This is a genomic window from Streptomyces sp. NPDC001407 (assembly GCF_042895325.1).
GTDB lineage: Bacteria > Actinomycetota > Actinomycetes > Streptomycetales > Streptomycetaceae > Streptomyces.
In genome coordinates, this window is the sequence record NZ_JBIAWF010000045.1 from 1 (window position 1) to 14,929 (window position 14,929).

General features: G+C 70.6%; 14 protein-coding genes. 13 read left to right on the forward strand and 1 reads right to left on the reverse strand.

Annotated features, from left to right (window positions below; translation table 11 throughout):
- Positions 1 to 389 precede the first annotated feature (389 nt).
- From ACFY1P_RS34235 to ACFY1P_RS34280, 10 genes are all read left to right on the forward strand, one after another.
- The gene (locus ACFY1P_RS34235; protein WP_390752907.1) at positions 390 to 1,007 is read left to right on the forward strand and encodes a TetR family transcriptional regulator; all 618 of its coding nucleotides are present in this window, start codon (positions 390 to 392) and stop codon (positions 1,005 to 1,007) included.
- A gap of 217 nt (positions 1,008 to 1,224) precedes the next feature.
- Positions 1,225 to 1,971, forward strand: coding sequence for an OvmZ protein (locus tag ACFY1P_RS34240; protein WP_390752908.1), 747 nt, complete (start codon positions 1,225 to 1,227; stop codon positions 1,969 to 1,971).
- On the forward strand, positions 1,968 to 2,150 hold the full coding sequence (locus ACFY1P_RS34245; RefSeq protein ID WP_116212992.1) for a hypothetical protein: 183 nt from the start codon (positions 1,968 to 1,970) through the stop codon (positions 2,148 to 2,150). Before ACFY1P_RS34240 ends, ACFY1P_RS34245 begins: the two co-directional genes overlap by 4 nt.
- A 209-nt stretch (positions 2,151 to 2,359) precedes the next feature.
- On the forward strand, positions 2,360 to 3,349 hold the full coding sequence (locus tag ACFY1P_RS34250; RefSeq protein WP_361531813.1) for an aldo/keto reductase: 990 nt from the start codon (positions 2,360 to 2,362) through the stop codon (positions 3,347 to 3,349).
- A 205-nt stretch (positions 3,350 to 3,554) separates the two neighbouring features.
- The gene (locus tag ACFY1P_RS34255) at positions 3,555 to 5,219 is read left to right on the forward strand and encodes a GH3 auxin-responsive promoter family protein (protein ID WP_361531789.1); all 1,665 of its coding nucleotides are present in this window, start codon (positions 3,555 to 3,557) and stop codon (positions 5,217 to 5,219) included.
- An 18-nt stretch (positions 5,220 to 5,237) separates the two neighbouring features.
- A complete protein-coding gene (locus ACFY1P_RS34260; protein WP_361531792.1) occupies positions 5,238 to 6,116 on the forward strand; it encodes an alpha/beta fold hydrolase in 879 nt (292 codons plus the stop codon).
- Positions 6,109 to 7,293: an enolase C-terminal domain-like protein gene (locus tag ACFY1P_RS34265; protein WP_361531795.1), complete on the forward strand. Its 1,185-nt coding sequence runs from the start codon at positions 6,109 to 6,111 to the stop codon at positions 7,291 to 7,293. Before ACFY1P_RS34260 ends, ACFY1P_RS34265 begins: the two co-directional genes overlap by 8 nt.
- On the forward strand, positions 7,290 to 9,038 hold the full coding sequence (locus ACFY1P_RS34270) for a thiamine pyrophosphate-binding protein (RefSeq protein WP_390752909.1): 1,749 nt from the start codon (positions 7,290 to 7,292) through the stop codon (positions 9,036 to 9,038). The genes ACFY1P_RS34265 and ACFY1P_RS34270 overlap by 4 nt, the downstream gene beginning before the upstream one ends.
- Before the next feature lie 131 nt (positions 9,039 to 9,169).
- Entirely contained in the window at positions 9,170 to 10,072 is a 903-nt protein-coding gene (locus ACFY1P_RS34275) for an FAH family protein (RefSeq protein WP_390752910.1), read from the forward strand.
- Positions 10,042 to 11,460: a hypothetical protein gene (locus tag ACFY1P_RS34280; RefSeq protein WP_390752911.1), complete on the forward strand. Its 1,419-nt coding sequence runs from the start codon at positions 10,042 to 10,044 to the stop codon at positions 11,458 to 11,460. The genes ACFY1P_RS34275 and ACFY1P_RS34280 overlap by 31 nt, the downstream gene beginning before the upstream one ends.
- Here ACFY1P_RS34280 and ACFY1P_RS34285 read toward each other — a convergent pair.
- Positions 11,363 to 11,728: a helix-turn-helix domain-containing protein gene (locus ACFY1P_RS34285; RefSeq protein ID WP_361531807.1), complete on the reverse strand. Its 366-nt coding sequence runs from the start codon at positions 11,726 to 11,728 to the stop codon at positions 11,363 to 11,365. The genes ACFY1P_RS34280 and ACFY1P_RS34285 overlap by 98 nt on opposite strands.
- Positions 11,729 to 11,917: 189 nt before the next feature.
- Here ACFY1P_RS34285 and ACFY1P_RS34290 point away from each other — a divergent pair, with 189 nt between their 5' ends.
- The 3 genes from ACFY1P_RS34290 (at position 11,918) to ACFY1P_RS34300 (ending at position 14,876) form a co-directional block, all read left to right on the forward strand.
- A complete protein-coding gene (locus tag ACFY1P_RS34290; RefSeq protein WP_390752912.1) occupies positions 11,918 to 13,351 on the forward strand; it encodes an MFS transporter in 1,434 nt (477 codons plus the stop codon).
- 407 nt (positions 13,352 to 13,758) lie between these two features.
- Entirely contained in the window at positions 13,759 to 14,166 is a 408-nt protein-coding gene (locus ACFY1P_RS34295; protein ID WP_361532785.1) for a hypothetical protein, read from the forward strand.
- Complete coding sequence (locus tag ACFY1P_RS34300; protein WP_361532782.1) at positions 14,163 to 14,876, forward strand: SDR family oxidoreductase; 714 nt, start codon at positions 14,163 to 14,165, stop codon at positions 14,874 to 14,876. The genes ACFY1P_RS34295 and ACFY1P_RS34300 overlap by 4 nt, the downstream gene beginning before the upstream one ends.
- The last annotated feature ends 53 nt before the right edge of the window (positions 14,877 to 14,929 follow it).

Sequence of the window (14,929 nt, forward strand, 5' to 3'; positions counted from 1 at the left end):
GCCCCCGCACCCAGCGGAAAGCGCACCCACCACACACCCAGCCCGGCCGGCGTTTGAGGCCGCCCGCCGCAGGCGCACACAACCCGCACAAGACATCGGACCCGCACCCAGAACCGCCCCCGCACCCAGCGGAAAGCGCACCCACCACCAACCCAGCCCGGCCGGCGTCTGAGGCCACGCCCGAAGGGCGTCCAAGCCGCACCCGACAACGGCGAACCCCACGAAGGGCGTCCCGCCGCAGGCGCCCACACCCCACACCCCAAAAGACAAACCCCGAGCGGGCTGGACTCCGATCCAGCCCGCTCCTCGCATTGAGGGGATAAAACATTCCTTCCAGGGGGTATCTTTTGCCACAACCACGGGGGCCACGAAGAGAAACGGAGGACCCGGTGATCCAGGAACGCGCCCGGCGGACCAGGGAACATGTACTCAATGCCGCTGCCGAGGAGTTCGCCCTGCGCGGCTACGCCAATACCGCCCTGCAGACGGTCGCCACCCGCATCGGCATGACCAAGGGCGCCCTCTACGCCCACTTCCCGTCCAAGGAGGACCTGGCACACGCGATGCTCCAGCACTTCGCGGACGCCTGGGACGACATCCGCAGGACCTGGGGGGACTTGGAGAGGCCGGCGCCCGCGACGCTGCTCGCGGCGGCGTTGAGCCTGGCCAGGAGGCTGGAGTCGGACGTGCGGATGCGGGCGGCGCTGCGGCTGCTGGCGGACGGCGGGCTCAGTTCGGACCGGGGGGCCAGGACGCTGACGGAGATCAGGGACTGCCTGGCGGTCCTCGCGCGCCGCGGCCAGGAGGAGGGGGCGATCCTCGACTCGTACGCCCCGGACCGCATCGTGCGGCTGCTCCTGGCGGTCGCCTGGGGCGCCCCCTACGCACCCGGCGCCCCGGCGCTCGACGAGCGCCTCTCGCCCCTGGAGGAGGACTGGGCGATGCTCCTGGACCTCCTCAGCCCGCACCCCCAACTCGCCCTCGGCTCCTGGGGAGAGGCCCCGTGACCTGGCATGACGCGCAATCAGCACAGCCGCGGAAAACGGGGGTTGCGCACCGCGCCGCACATGTGTCACGCTTCTTCGCGAGCCACTGTGTCTTCTGGACCCCGACGTTGAACGCGTCCTTCGCTCAATTCCCTTGACCCTCCCCAGCGGATACCCACAAGCTGAAAACATTCCTTCGGGAGGGTATTTAACAGTGGATGAACAGGAGATGGGACTGGTGACCAACCCACAGGCCCCCGTCGCACGGGAATCCCGGCCGGCCCGGTCGGCCCAGGTGTCCGCGTTCGCGGACACCCCGGCCGCCACCGCCGCCACCGCCGCCCCCCTGTGCGCATCGCCCCGGTGCCGCCGGGACCACGACGACCCCCGCCCCCGCACCCGGCGCACCGGCACGGGCTCCCGCCTCTGCGGGCCCTGCCGGGAGCGGCTGGCCGATCAGCTCGCCGAGCTCCCCGGTCTCTACGCCGAGAGCGACGACGAGCTGGGCGGTCCGGGCCGGGCCTGGATGTCACCGCGCGTCTCCGGAAGCCGCACGCTCCGCCTGCCGATCGACCCGCACACCGCGAGCGTCCGCGACCGCGCCCTGTGCACCCTGGTCTCCTGGGCCGAACTCGTCGTCGACGAGCGGGCCCTGGCGACACCCCCCGCACGCACCGTCCCGGCGCTGGCCGCGTTCCTGCGGTCCCAGCTCGCCTGGCTGGCGGGCCACCCGGCCGCCGGCGAGGTGGCCGACGAGATCATGCTGCTCGTCGGCACCATGCGCCGGGTGATCGACCCCGATCCCGTGGAGCCGACCCCCGTCGGCGCCTGCCCCGAGGCGGGCTGCCACGGCACGGTGACGATCTCCTCGATCGGCAGCAGCAAGGCGGCACTGCGCGGCCTGGTCTGCGACGCCGGGCACACGCTTCCCCCGAGCATGTGGCTCCGGCTGGGCGACCTCCGCAAGGAGGTGGCGGCGGTATGACACCCGCGGAGCGCGCACGCCGCGTACCCACCAATGTCGCCGCCCTCGCCCTCGGGGTCACCGAGGGCACCATCCGCCAGTGGGCCCACCGCGGGCGCATCACCCGCTACGGCACCGCCCGGCGCGCCACGTACGACCTCGACGAACTGGCCGAGCTCGTACGCGGATCGCGCCCCTGAGACCCCGGCCGGCCCTCCCCCGCGCCGGCCGGACCCGCCCGGCCCCGGTGCCGCTCCCCCCGTCGGCACCGGGGCCCGCCCCTCGCCCCGTACAACGCCCCGTACACGTACGCCCCCCACGCACGTCATCGGCACAGCACGTCATCGGCACGCACCGCCCCGAAGAACACCGCCCCGAAGAACAACCACCCGAACGGAGAAGCACGTTGCTGGAACACCGCAAGCTCGGCAGCCAGGGCCTCGAGGTCGCGCAGATCGGCCTCGGCTGCATGGGCATGAGCCAGTGGTACGGCGCCACCGACGACAAGGAGTCGATCGCCACGATCCACCGCGCCCTGGAGCTCGGCGTCACCATGCTGGACACCGCCGAGGCGTACGGCCCCTTCGACAACGAGGAGCTGCTCGGCAAGGCCCTGGAGGGCAAGCGCGACCAGGTCGTGATCGCCACCAAGTTCGGCTTCCCGATGAAGATGAAGGACGGCTCCACCGCCTCGGTGAACAGCCGCCCGGAGCACATAGTGGAGGTCGTCGAGGCGTCGCTGCGCCGGCTCCGCACGGACCACATCGACGTGCTCTACCAGCACCGCGTCGACCCCGACGTCCCGATCGAGGACGTCGTCGGCACGATGTCGGAGCTGGTCGCGCAGGGCAAGGTCCGCTATCTGGGCCTGTGCGAGGCCGGTGAGAACACCATCCGCCGCGCCCACGCCGTGCACCCGCTGTCCGTGATCCAGAGCGAGTATTCGGTCTGGGAGCGCAATCTGGAGGACGGCGTGCTGCCGCTGCTCCGCGCCGAGGGCATCGGGCTCGTCGGGTTCTGTCCGCTCGGCCGCGGCTTCCTCACCGGCAGCGTGGACCGCGCCGAGAACTACCCCGAGGACGACTTCCGCAGCCACGACCCGCGGCTCCAGGGCGAGAACTACGACCACAACATGGCCATCGCCGCGAAGATCAAGGACGTGGCCGCCCGGCACGAGCTGACCCCCGCGCAGCTGGCCATCGCGTGGGTGCTGCACCAGGGCGACGACATCGTGCCCATCCCGGGCACCAAGCGCCGCACCTACCTGGAGCAGAACCTCGCCGCCGCCGACGTCCGCCTCGACGCGGAGCTGCTCCGCGAGATCGAGGACGCCGTCGACTCCTCGCAGGTGGCCGGTCCCCGCTACAACGAGCGGATGATGGCCTTCATCGACCGCTGACCCGCCCGGCGCCCCGACGACGTGGCGCCCCGCCCGGCCGTAACTCCCCCTTGAAACGGCCCGGACCAGCGATCCCACCCCGTACCACCGAGCACCGGCGGCCCCCCACCGCCGGTGCTCGGCCTTTCCCTGCCCGGCCGCTGCGACGGCAGGACTTCTGATTCACCCTCCCTCACCCAGTCGACCCATGCGGAGAGAAGTGGACATGTCCATATCGGATTGGCAGAAACACTGGAAGGCGCGCCGGGGCCGCTTCATCGAGGAGTGCCGCCTGGCCCACGAGCAGCTGCTCGCGGACCTCAAGAACCCCCAGGTGGCGCAGGAGCGCGTGCTCGACGACATCATCGGTGTCAGCGCGGCGTCGCTGCACTGGAAGGAGCGGGGCTACGACGCCCTGGCGAAGGACGCGACGTCCTTCCGCAAGACGGTGCCGATCATGCGCTACGACGACTTCGCCGAGGTCATCGAGCGCGAGACCCGCACCAAGGGCGGCACCCTCACGTGCAGCCCGGTCCTGCGCTGGCTCAAGACCAGCGGCACGACCGGCACCCCGAAGCGCGTCCCCTACACGCTGCACTGGCTGCTGACCTACCGCATCCCGGCGATGAAGGCGATGTGGGGCACCTATCTGGAGCACCACCCCGAGCTGCTCGCGCACCCCTACGCCACGCTCGACACGCAGACGGTCCGCGAGGACGTCAGCGACTTCGTGCACGGCGTGGAGCACCAGGCCGTCAGCAACCGCCACCCGCAGATCAACACCCGGGACTGGAACCCGCCGTGGTACGAGGCGCCGTGGTTCGGCCCGGACACGCCGACGACCCACGAGGGCCGGATGTACCACCGCATCCGCCACCTCCTCGGCAAGAACCTGCACTACATCTCGTCGATCAACCCCAGCACCCTGATCTCGCTGCGCGACCTCATCGAGGTGCACGGCAAGAGCCTGGTGCGCGACCTGCGCGAGGGCACGGTGGAGGGCGAGCCGTGGGGCGAGCCCGACGCGGCCGCGGCCGATCACCTCGAAGCGGTGCTGGCGAAGCCCGGCTTCAGCCTCAAGGACGTCTGGCCCTCGCTGACGCTCTACAGCTGCTGGCTCTCGGCCTCCGCCCGGCTCTACCAGAGCAAGCTCGACGCGGTCTTCCCCGGCGTCGCCAAGCTGCCCTTCATGAGCTGCGGCACCGAGGGCGTCACCACGATCCCGGTGGACGACACCCCGCTCAGCCAGCCGCTCGCGATCAACCAGGCGTTCTACGAGTTCGTCCCGGCGAGCGTGCCGCTCGGTGAGCTGGTGGAGCGCGGCGAGTCCGTCGAGACGCTGCTGTTCGACGAGGTCGAGGCGGGTGAGGACTACCACCTGATCATGTCGCAGGGCAACGGCCTCTACCGGCTGTGGACCGGCGACATCTACCACGTCGACCGCGTCGAGGGCAGTGTGCCGTGGATCCACTTCCTCCGCCGTGACGGCGTCTTCCACTCCTTCACGGGCGAGAAGATCACCGAGGCGCAGGTGACGCAGGCCCTGGAGCAGGGCGTCGCGGGTCTCGGCCTCGACATGGGGCTGTACATGTGCGGCCCCAAGTGGGGCGAGCCGCCGAACTACGTCGCCCTCGTCGAGAGCCACGGCAGCGACAAGGGCGTCGACGCCGCGCTGTCCGAGCGGATCGACGAAGAGCTCAAGACGATCAACATCGAGTACGCCTCCAAGCGAGACAGCGGGCGGCTGCGGCCCATCGAGGTCGTCACCGTGCCGCACGACGCGATCAACGCGTACGTCGAGAGCCGCCGGGCCGCCGGCAACGCGACCCAGTACAAGTACAAGCCGTTTCAGCAGGACATCGACTTCGTGGCCGACATCGTCGGCGACTGACACCGGGAAGAGGCACACATGCTGGAGCTGAAGCGCCCGCCGCAGAACAGCCGCAAGGAGATCATCCACGTGCGCCGCGACGGCGCCGACCTCGCGCTGCACTTGTGGCGCCCGAAGAACCTCAAGGGCGCGATCTTCTATTTCCACGGCCTGCAGAGTCATGCGGGCTGGCTGTGGGAAGTCGGCCCGCAGTACGCGAACAACGACATCGCGCTCTTCGTCCTCGACCGCCGCGGCAGCGGCATCAGCGAAGGCGAGCGCAATGACATCCCCGACGTCGAGACCGTGCTCGGCGACTACGCCGCGGCCCTGGCCACGGTGCGCTGCATCATCGGTGACGAGGTGCCCCTCCAGCTCTTCGGGCACTGCCTGGGCGGCTCCTTCCTCGCGGCCCTGATGCACCATCAGGACTTCGACGTCCGCTACGACTCCGCGGTCTTCTGCTCGACCTGGCTCGGCAAGCTGCACGCCACCCTCTCCGAGGAGGAGCGCGAGGCACTGGCGAAGGAGACGAGCACGGAGCTGTGGGACGCGGGGCTGAAGTCCTCGGACTTCACCGACAACGTGAAGTACCAGCACTACATCGACAACGACGACCTCGCCGTCCGGCAGCTGACCAGACGCTCCCGCGCCACGCTCCTCGGCCTGGAGAAGCTCTACATGGAGCCGGCGCGCGAGCTGCCGCCGGTGCCGGTGGGTTACGTCTCCGGGCTGACCGACCCGATCGTCGATCTCGACGACGCCCACAAGACGTTCATCGAGATGACGAACGGCCGCGGCGGGATCATCAAGTTCCCCACCCACCAGCACTATCTCCACTACACCGAGGCCCGCACCAGCCTCGTCAACTGGTCGTCCACCTTCACCCTGATACCGGGCCTGGACCACCATGGATGAGGCACGGCTGTATCACGTGGCGCTGCCGATGCGGGTGGGCTTCGACCACCCGGCGGCGCGCCGCCGCCGGTCCGACAGCCTCGTCCTGCGGCTGTCGGCCGGCGGTGCGGAGGGGCTCGGCGAGTGCGCCCCGCGCCCGTACGTCACCGGCGAGAGTGTCGAGGGCGTACGCGCGGAGCTCCAGCGGGTCCCCATGGGCCGCCTGCTGGAGCGGCTGCGGACGGAGGACAGCGCCGAACTCCTCGGCCTGCTGCGGCGGGACGGCTTCGCGCGGACCTTCCAGATCTCCGGCGGCAACAACCTGATCTGCCTGCTGGAGACCGCGGTGCTCGATCTCCTCGGCCACCGGCTCGGGCTCGGCGTGGGCGAGATGATCCGCCCCGCCGGGCCCGGCCGGGCCGCCGGGGAACCGCTGCCCGTGTCCCAGGTGATCGACCTGGGCACCGGGGTGGAGGAGTTCCTGGCGACCCGCGGCCCGTTCCACTTCGTGAAGGTCAAGGCGTCCGACGACATCGAGCGCGACGCCCGGACCGTCACCGCGCTGCGCGAGGCGCTCGGCCCGGACGTCCCCGTGATGGTCGACGCCAACATGAGCTGGTCCTACGACGACGCGCTGCACCACATCAAGCTGCTCGCCGGGTGCGGCGCGACCCTGATCGAGGAGCCGCTGCGCAAGGGCGCCTGGACGGAGCTGCGCGACCTGCGGCTCGCCACCGGCGTGGAGATCATGCTGGACGAGTCGCTGTGCTCACTGGAGGACGCCCGCACGGCAGTGCGCACCGGCGCGGCGGACGCGTTCAACATCCGCGTCGCCAAGTGCGGCGGCCTGCTGAACTCGGTGGAGATCATCGACTTCGCGCGGCAGCACGGCATCGCGTTCCAGATCGGCGTCCAGGTCGCCGAGACCGGGCCGCTGATCGCCGCGGGCCGGCAGCTCGCCTTCCGGCACCGGGACGCGATCACCGTGGAGGCGGGCCAGTCGGACCGCTTCTTCGAGCGGATGATCGTCACCCCGCCGCCCGTGGTGGACCGCGCCGCCAACACCCTCTCGCCCGTCCACGGCGCCGGGTTCGGGATGGCACTCGACGACAGCGCCCACGAGTGGGCAGTGCTCGGCTACGCCGGGGACACCGACCGATGGCAGCCCCTGGTGGCTGCGACGAAGGCCGAGGCATGAGCAAGTATTTCTCCGACGTGATCGTCGAGTTCCTGCGCCAGCAGGACATCGACTACGTGACCTTCAACCCCGGGGCGTCCTTCCGCGGCGTCCACGACTCGCTCGTCCACGAGGACAACGCCGAGATCGCCCCGGAGATCGTCATGGCCTGCCACGAGGAGATCGCGGTCGCGATCGCCCACGGCTACCACAAGGCGAGCAACCGGCACATGGGCGTCTTCGTGCACGCCAACGTCGGCCTGCTGCACGCCTCGATGGCCATCTTCAACGCCTGGTGCGACCGGGTGCCTTTGTTCGTCCTCGGTGGCAACGGCCCGCTCGACGCGGGCAAGCGCCGGCCGTGGATCGACTGGATCCACACCTCGCAGAACATCGAGTCCGTGGTCAAGGACTATGTGAAGTGGTGCGACCAGCCGACCAGCCAGCGCGCCACCATCGAGTCCCTCTACCGGGGCTTCAAGCTGATGAACACGCCGATGCGGGCCCCGGTCTTCGTGGCGCTGGACTTCGACATCCAGGAGCAGCCGCTCCAGGACGACGTGCGGCTGCTGCCGAAGTCCGCCGCGGCGGCGACGGAGCTGCCGCCGCTGGACGCCCTGTCCGCCGACGGCCTCGCCACCCGCCTGCGGGACGCCGAACTGCCCGTGCTGATCACGGACTTCTCCGGTCAGGACCCGCGCACGGTCGCCCCGCTGACCGCGCTCGCCGAGTCGCTCGGCCTGGCCGTGGTCGACCGCGGGAACCGGCTGAACTTCCCCAGCACCCACGAGCTCAACCTCTCCGGAGCGGACGCCGGCTTCCTGAAGGACGCGGACCTCGTGCTCGCCCTGGAGGTGCAGGACCTCGCCGGCGCGCTCGGCTCGTTCCTGGAGCTCGACGACCACGGCGGGCCCGCGAACGGCGCCCACGTCGTCACCATCGGCGCCAACGACCTGCTGACCAGCAAGTGGGCCGCGGACTACCAGCAGTTCGTGCCGGTCGACCAGGCCGTGGCCGCCGACGCCTTCGGCAGCGTCACCGCGCTGCGCGAGCGCGTCGAGGACGCCTCCTTCGCCACCCCGGCCTTCACGGCCCGCCGGGACGAGCGGATCAAGCGGATCTCCGCGGCCCATGTGCGCGCCCGCACCGAGTGGGCCGACCGGGCCGAGGAGGCCAAGGGCAACGAGATCATCAATGTGGCGGCCGCCGTGGACGAGATCCACCGCGCGGTCCGCGACGAGACCTGGGTGCTGGCCAACACCGGCAGCCTCACCATCGACGGCTGGGTCAAGAAGCTGTGGCCGCTGGAGCGCCCGCAGAGCTATCTCGGCCTCAACGGCGGCGGCGGCCTCGGCTACGGTCTCGGCGCGTCGGTCGGCGCCGCCCTCGCCCACAAGGACGACGGGCAGATCGTCATCGACCTCCAGTCGGACGGCGACTTCCTCTACACCCCGAGCGCCCTGTGGACGCTGTCGGCGTACGAGGTGCCGCTGCTGACGATCGTCATGAACAACCGCCTCTACCTGAACTCGACGCAGCACGCGCAGCGCATCGCGGGCAACCGCGACCGCGACATCGACCGCGCGCACATCGCGACGAGCTTCTACGACAACCCGGTGGACTTCGTGACGCTGGCGCGGTCGTACAACATCCACGCGCTGCCGCGGGTCGAGGCCGTCGCCGGCATCGCGCCGACGGTCCGCGAGGCGGTCGAGTTCATCAAGGCCAACGGCAAGCCCGCGCTCGTGGAGATCCTCATGGAGTGAGCGGCCGCGCGACCCCGGGGCGGGCGCCTCCCCTGCCACCGCCCGCCCCGGCCCCCTTCTCCCCCCTCCTCCCCCCCCGAACCCACAGGCTCCCGACGGGAGTTCACCGACGCCTTGGAGGGCGTTCCGCCGTGACACAGTTCTTCGCATGCACGTACCAGGGCGAGCGGCTCATCGGCTTCGACGAGCCCGCCGACGGAGCACCGCTGCACCTCTACCGGACGGCGGGTGACGACCTCGGCGCGCAGCTGGCGGCCGCCGGTTACGACCCTGCCGCGTTCGCCGCCGCCGTCACCGCCGGGGGCGTGGCCGTCACCGTGCCGGCCGACCGCCGCCACGAGGTCCGCCACCTGCCGCCGCTGCTGACCACGGAACTGGGGAACGCGCTGGTCAGCGGCTTCATGCAGACTCACAACGTCAAGGTGACCGACGAGGCGGGCGAGGACGGGGAGCGCCCCCAGCCCAACTGGTTCTTCAAGGGCCTCGGCACCTCGCTCAAGGTCGCCGGCGACCCGCTGACCGTGCCCGCCGCGGCCGTCGCCGTGTGCGAGGAGGCGGAGGTCGTCCTCCTCTACGTCGACGACGAGGACGGCGTCCCGCGCTACGTCGGCTACACCTTCGGCAACGACCTCACGGACATCGGGAGGTTCAAGCGCAACAACGGCCACCTCTCGTACGCCAAGCTGTGCGACGCGGCCGTCTCCCCCTGGTTCTTCTCCGGTGAGCCGCCGCGCTCGGTCACGGGCAAGGTCTCGGTCGAGCGGGACGGCGTGACGGCGTGGGAGGGCGGCTTCACCACCGGCACCGACGCCCTCGCCTACCGCCTCGACGGCATGATGGAGCACCTCTTCTCCTACCCCCCGCTGCACCACCCCGGCCGCGTCCACTACGTCTTCATCGGCGCGGACCGCAGCAGCTTCCACGCCGGCTTCCGCATCGGCGACGGCGACCGGCTGACCATCGACGTGGCGAGCCACGGCGTGACCCTGACGAACGTGATCACGTGGGACGGCTCCGAAAGGCCGGTGGAGTGACCGTGGAGCTCATCCGCAAGCTCAGCGACGTGGAGGCCGCGTTCGCCTACACCCACGGCCTGCTCAAGGGAAACACGCAGGTCACCACCTGGGTCAGCGTCGACGCCCTGTTCGGCGAGGCCGAACTGGAGGCCGCCGTCCGGCGCTGGGCGCGGCGGCTGCCGCTGCTGCGGGCGCGCATCGAGGAGCGGGACGGTTCGCTGTGGTTCCGCGAGGGCCCGGAACCTGAGCCGGAGCAGCTGCGCCACGGGCAGCTGCCCGCCGGGGCCACGCCCGAGGACCTCCAGGGCGAGGAGCTGAACGACGTCCTGCCCACGGGCGGCGCGCTGTGGCGGCTGCGGGCGGCCGCCGACCGGCGGGCGGGGGTGACGCACCTCTACTTCACCCGCAACCACGCCATATCCGACGGCCACTCCACCGGTGGCACGCTGCGGGTGCTGCTGGAGGAGCTCTTCGGCGCGCCCGAGGACGCCGGTCCGGAGCCCTTCTCCCGCAACGGCGACGAGCTGACGTACCGCACGCCCGCCACGGACACCCCCGAGGCGGCCGCCGTGCCGGAGGCGCCCGCGGACCCGATCCCCTTCGCGGTCCGCGCGCCGTGGCCGGAAAGAGGCGCCGCGTTCGTGCCCGTCGACCTGACGGCGACGGAGTCCGACGCGGTGAAACTGTACTGTCGCCGCCGAGGACTGACGGTCAATCAGTTCTTCGCGACAGCGCTCGCGGAGTCGTTCGCGCTCACCACGGGCCGCGACGAGGTCGACTTCTTCACGGCCGTCTCGCTGCGCCGGCGCTACGCCGAGACGGAGCACCTGACCGACCTGGGCTGCTACATCAGCGTCGTACGGGCGCCGCTGCGGCTCGACGGCGCGGGCTTCAAGGACCACGCCCAGGCGTACCGCGACGGCTTCCGGGCGGCCGACGCCGCCTGGCGGCCGGTGGTCCGCGAGCACCGGGAGATCCGCGCGGCGGTCGAGGCCACGGCCGCGGCCGACAGCTCGCCGGGCATCTGCATCACGAACGTGGGCCCCGTCGACGCCTCGCTGGGGGCGCACGTGGAGCGCGTGACCGGCTTCCGTACGGTGGTCAACCGCACGGGCGCCAACTACGGTGTGGTGCTGCACCTTTCGACGTTCCGGGGCGCTTTCGGCCTGGCACTGTCGTACGGCACGCCGAGCGTCGACCGTGCCGTCGTCGAGGGCACGGCGAAGCTGCTGCGCGAGCGGGTCGCCCTGGCGGCCGGCGCGGCGCCCGGGGAGGACCCGCGGCCGCGCCCGCCGTACGGCAGTGTCGCTAGCCCGGCAGTCCCGGTCGCACGGCAGCGTCCCGCAGGACGAGGTCGAGCAGCCCGGGGAAGCACTCCTCGAACTCGGCCTTACGCAGCCGGTTGATGCGCTTCGCGCCCGCGTCGCGCTGCTCGATCAGCCCGGCCGAGCGCAGCACCGCGAAGTGATGGCTCAGCGCGGCCTTGCGGACGGGCACGTCGAAGCTGCCGCAGGTGCGTTCCCAGTCCTCACTTCCGGCCAACTCCCGCACGAGCGTGAGCCGTACGGGGTCGGAGAGCGCGGCAAGCGCGGTCTCCAAGGCCACGTCCCGGGGATGGACGTGCTCAGGTGGAGTGCGATGCGGCGCGGTCGCCGCGGCGTTTTCCCTGGTCATGACGGCCTTCCTGACGAACGATTGCAAAGTGTTCGATGTTCTGCGTACAGTTTACTTGTTCGCCTCACGTCGAACAGTCTATTCGAGTCGTGCGTCCCCGGCTCCCGCCGACCCCGGGGCGGGTACTCCCCCGGCCCGCCCCGGTCCCGACTTCTCCTTCACCCCTTCCGACCGACCTTAGGAATAGGCATGTCCCAGAGTGAACCCAGTACTGCGAAAAGGAAGCTGTCGCTGCTCGCGGCCTGCCTCGGGTTCGTCGTCGTCATCCTCGATGTCAGCGTGGTCAACGTCGCGACCGACGCGCTGAGCAAGGACTTCGGCGGCAGCCTCTCCGGGCTGGAGTGGGTGATCAACGGCTACACCCTCACCTTCGCCGCGTTCCTGCTGTCCACCGGTTCGCTGGGAGACCGCTTCGACCCGAAGCGGATCTACCAGGTGGGCTTCGCGCTCTTCGCCGTGGCGTCCTTCGCCTGCGGCGCCTCCACCACGCTGGTCGCGCTGATCATCTCCCGGGTGATCCAGGGCCTCGGTGCCGCGATGATCGTCCCGTCCTCGCTGTCGATCGTGAACAAGTCCTTCCCGGACGCCACCGAGCGCGCCAAGGCCGTGAGCCTGTGGGCCGCCGCCGGCGGTCTCGCGCTCGCCCTCGGCCCGGTGGTCGGCGGTGTGCTCATCGACCAGCTCGGCTGGCGCTCGATCTTCTTCGTGAACGTCCCGATCGCGATCGCCGGCATCTGGCTGACCCAGGTCAACGCCCCCGGCACCGTCCGGGACGCCAGTGCCCCGCGCCGCTCCTTCGACCTGCTCGGCCAGGTGCTGGCCGTCGTCGCCCTGGGCACCTTCACCGCGGCCATCATCGAGGCCAACGGCCAGGGCTGGGGCTCCACCTTCGTCATCACCTCCCTGGTGGTCTTCGTCGTCGCGACCATCGCCTTCATCGCCGCGGAGAAGCGCAGCAGCGACCCGATGCTGCCGCTGCACCTCTTCAGCCGTAAGGCGTTCACCTCCACCTCGCTGATCGGCGTCCTGGTCAACTTCGCCTTCTACGGCCTGATCTTCGTCTTCAGCCTCTTCTTCCAGACGGCCTGGAGCTACTCCCCGATCGTCGCCGGCCTCGCGTTCCTCCCGATGACCGCCACGATCATGATCGCCAACCTGGCCTGCGGCCCGCTCGCCAAGCGCTACGGCGCCCGCACGGTCCTGATGACCGGCAGCACCCTGGCCGCCGTCGGCTACCTCGCGACCCTCCCGGCCGTGCACGCCGGCTCCTACCTCGCGATCGTCATCCAGTTCCTGGTGGCGGGCTTCGGCATCGGCCTGGTCGTCCCGGCCATGACCAACGCCATGCTCTCCGCGGTCGACAGCGGCAACATCGGCATCGCCTCCGGCGTCCTCAACGCCTCCCGCCAGCTCGGCGGCCTGATCGGCGTGGCCGTCATGGGCCTGATCGTCGGCCACGCGGACTCCGACACGTTCACCTCCGGCCTCCAGTCGGCTCTGGGCTGGGCGGTGGCGGCACTGATCGCCTGCATCCTGCTCAGCGCGTTCGGTATCCACCGCGTGGTCAAGGCGGCGACGGCTCCCGCCGCGACCCCGGTGAAGGAAGCGGTCGCAGCCGAGTAATCGCCCGCGGGGCGGGGGCCTTTCTTCCCCAGTCCCGCCCCTTCCCGAAACTGGGGCTCCGCCCCAGACCCCGCAACACGCTTCGCGCATTGTCCTCAAACGCCGGACGGGCTGAAATCAGCCCGTCCGGCGTTTGAGGACGCGCACGCAGTGCGCTCCCGCCGCAGGCGGCAACGCACCCGCACATCGGGGTCTGGGGCAGCGCCCCAGTTTCGGGAAGGGGCGGGGCTGGGGAAAAAAGCCCGCCGCAGGCGCAGCCGACCCGCACCCCACAAACCCCAGAGCGGCGCCCCCTGCAAGGGACGCCGCTCTGCCATGCCGGCGTATCCGCCGTCGGTAGATGCCCCAAAGGCAAGCCAGAAGAGGAGGTATACGCCGGCATCACCACCCGCAAGAAAGGAATCCGCATGCCGCACCTCATGCTCGAACACTCGGGCAACATCCGCGAACAGGTCGACGTCGAGGGCCTCTTCAAGGAACTGCATGCCGCGCTCTCGGAAGTCGGCGGCTTCCGTGTCCAGGACTTCAAGAGCAGGGCCGTCCGCCTGAACGCGTTCATCGGGGACGGCACCTACGAGCAGGCCTTCGTCAACCTCGACATCCGCACCTTCGCCGGGAAACCGCCGGAGGCGAAGCGCCGGATCAGCCAGGAAGCACTGCGCGTGCTGGGCCGGCACTTCCACCGGACGATGTCGGAGACCTCCTGCGACATATCGGTTCAGATCACCGAGCTGAACCGCGAGAGCTATTCCCGTTCGCGTTCCGAGGACCTGGAACACCGGGTCCCCTCACTACAGGAGAGCACCGCACCGTGACCGAATACCAAGGAAAGCGCGTCCTCGTCGTCGGAGGGAGCTCGGGCGTCGGCCTGGCGACCGCCCGGCGGTTCGCGGCGCTCGGCGCCGACGTCACCATCGCCTCCCGCTCGAAGGAGAAGATCGACGCGGCACTGGCCACGCTCGGCGAGCGGGCCGGCGGGCAGTCCCTCGACATCACGGACAACGCCTCGGTCGAGGAATTCGCCGCGACGGCAGGGGAATTCGACCACGTCGTCATATCGGCGGCGGAGACCCCCATGGGCCGGGTCGACACCCTCCCGCTGGAGGACGCCTATGCCGCGATGGACAGCAAGTTCTGGGGCGCGTACCGCCTCGCCCGCGCCCTGTCCGTCCGGCCGTCCGGCTCGCTGACGCTCGTCACGGGCTATCTGTCCGTACGCCCCGGAAAGGCGTCGGCGCTCCAGAGCGCGATCAACGCGGCCCTGGAGGCCCTGGTCCGCGGCCTGGCCCTGGAGTACGCGCCGCTGCGCGTCAACGCGGTCTCCCCGGGCCTGATCAAGACCCCGCTGTGGGACACGCTCCCCGAGGAGAAGCGCGAGGCGATGTACGAGGGCGCGACCGGCCGGCTGCCCGTCGCGCGCGTGGGCGAGCCGGAGGACATCGCGGAGGCCGTCGTCTTCGTGGCAGGCAACCCGTACACCACCGGCACGACCCTCTTCGTCGACGGCGGCGGCTCGATCGCCTGACCCGCCCGCGACCCCGCAGCGCCCAGGACGGGCTGGATCGTGCGGATCCAGCC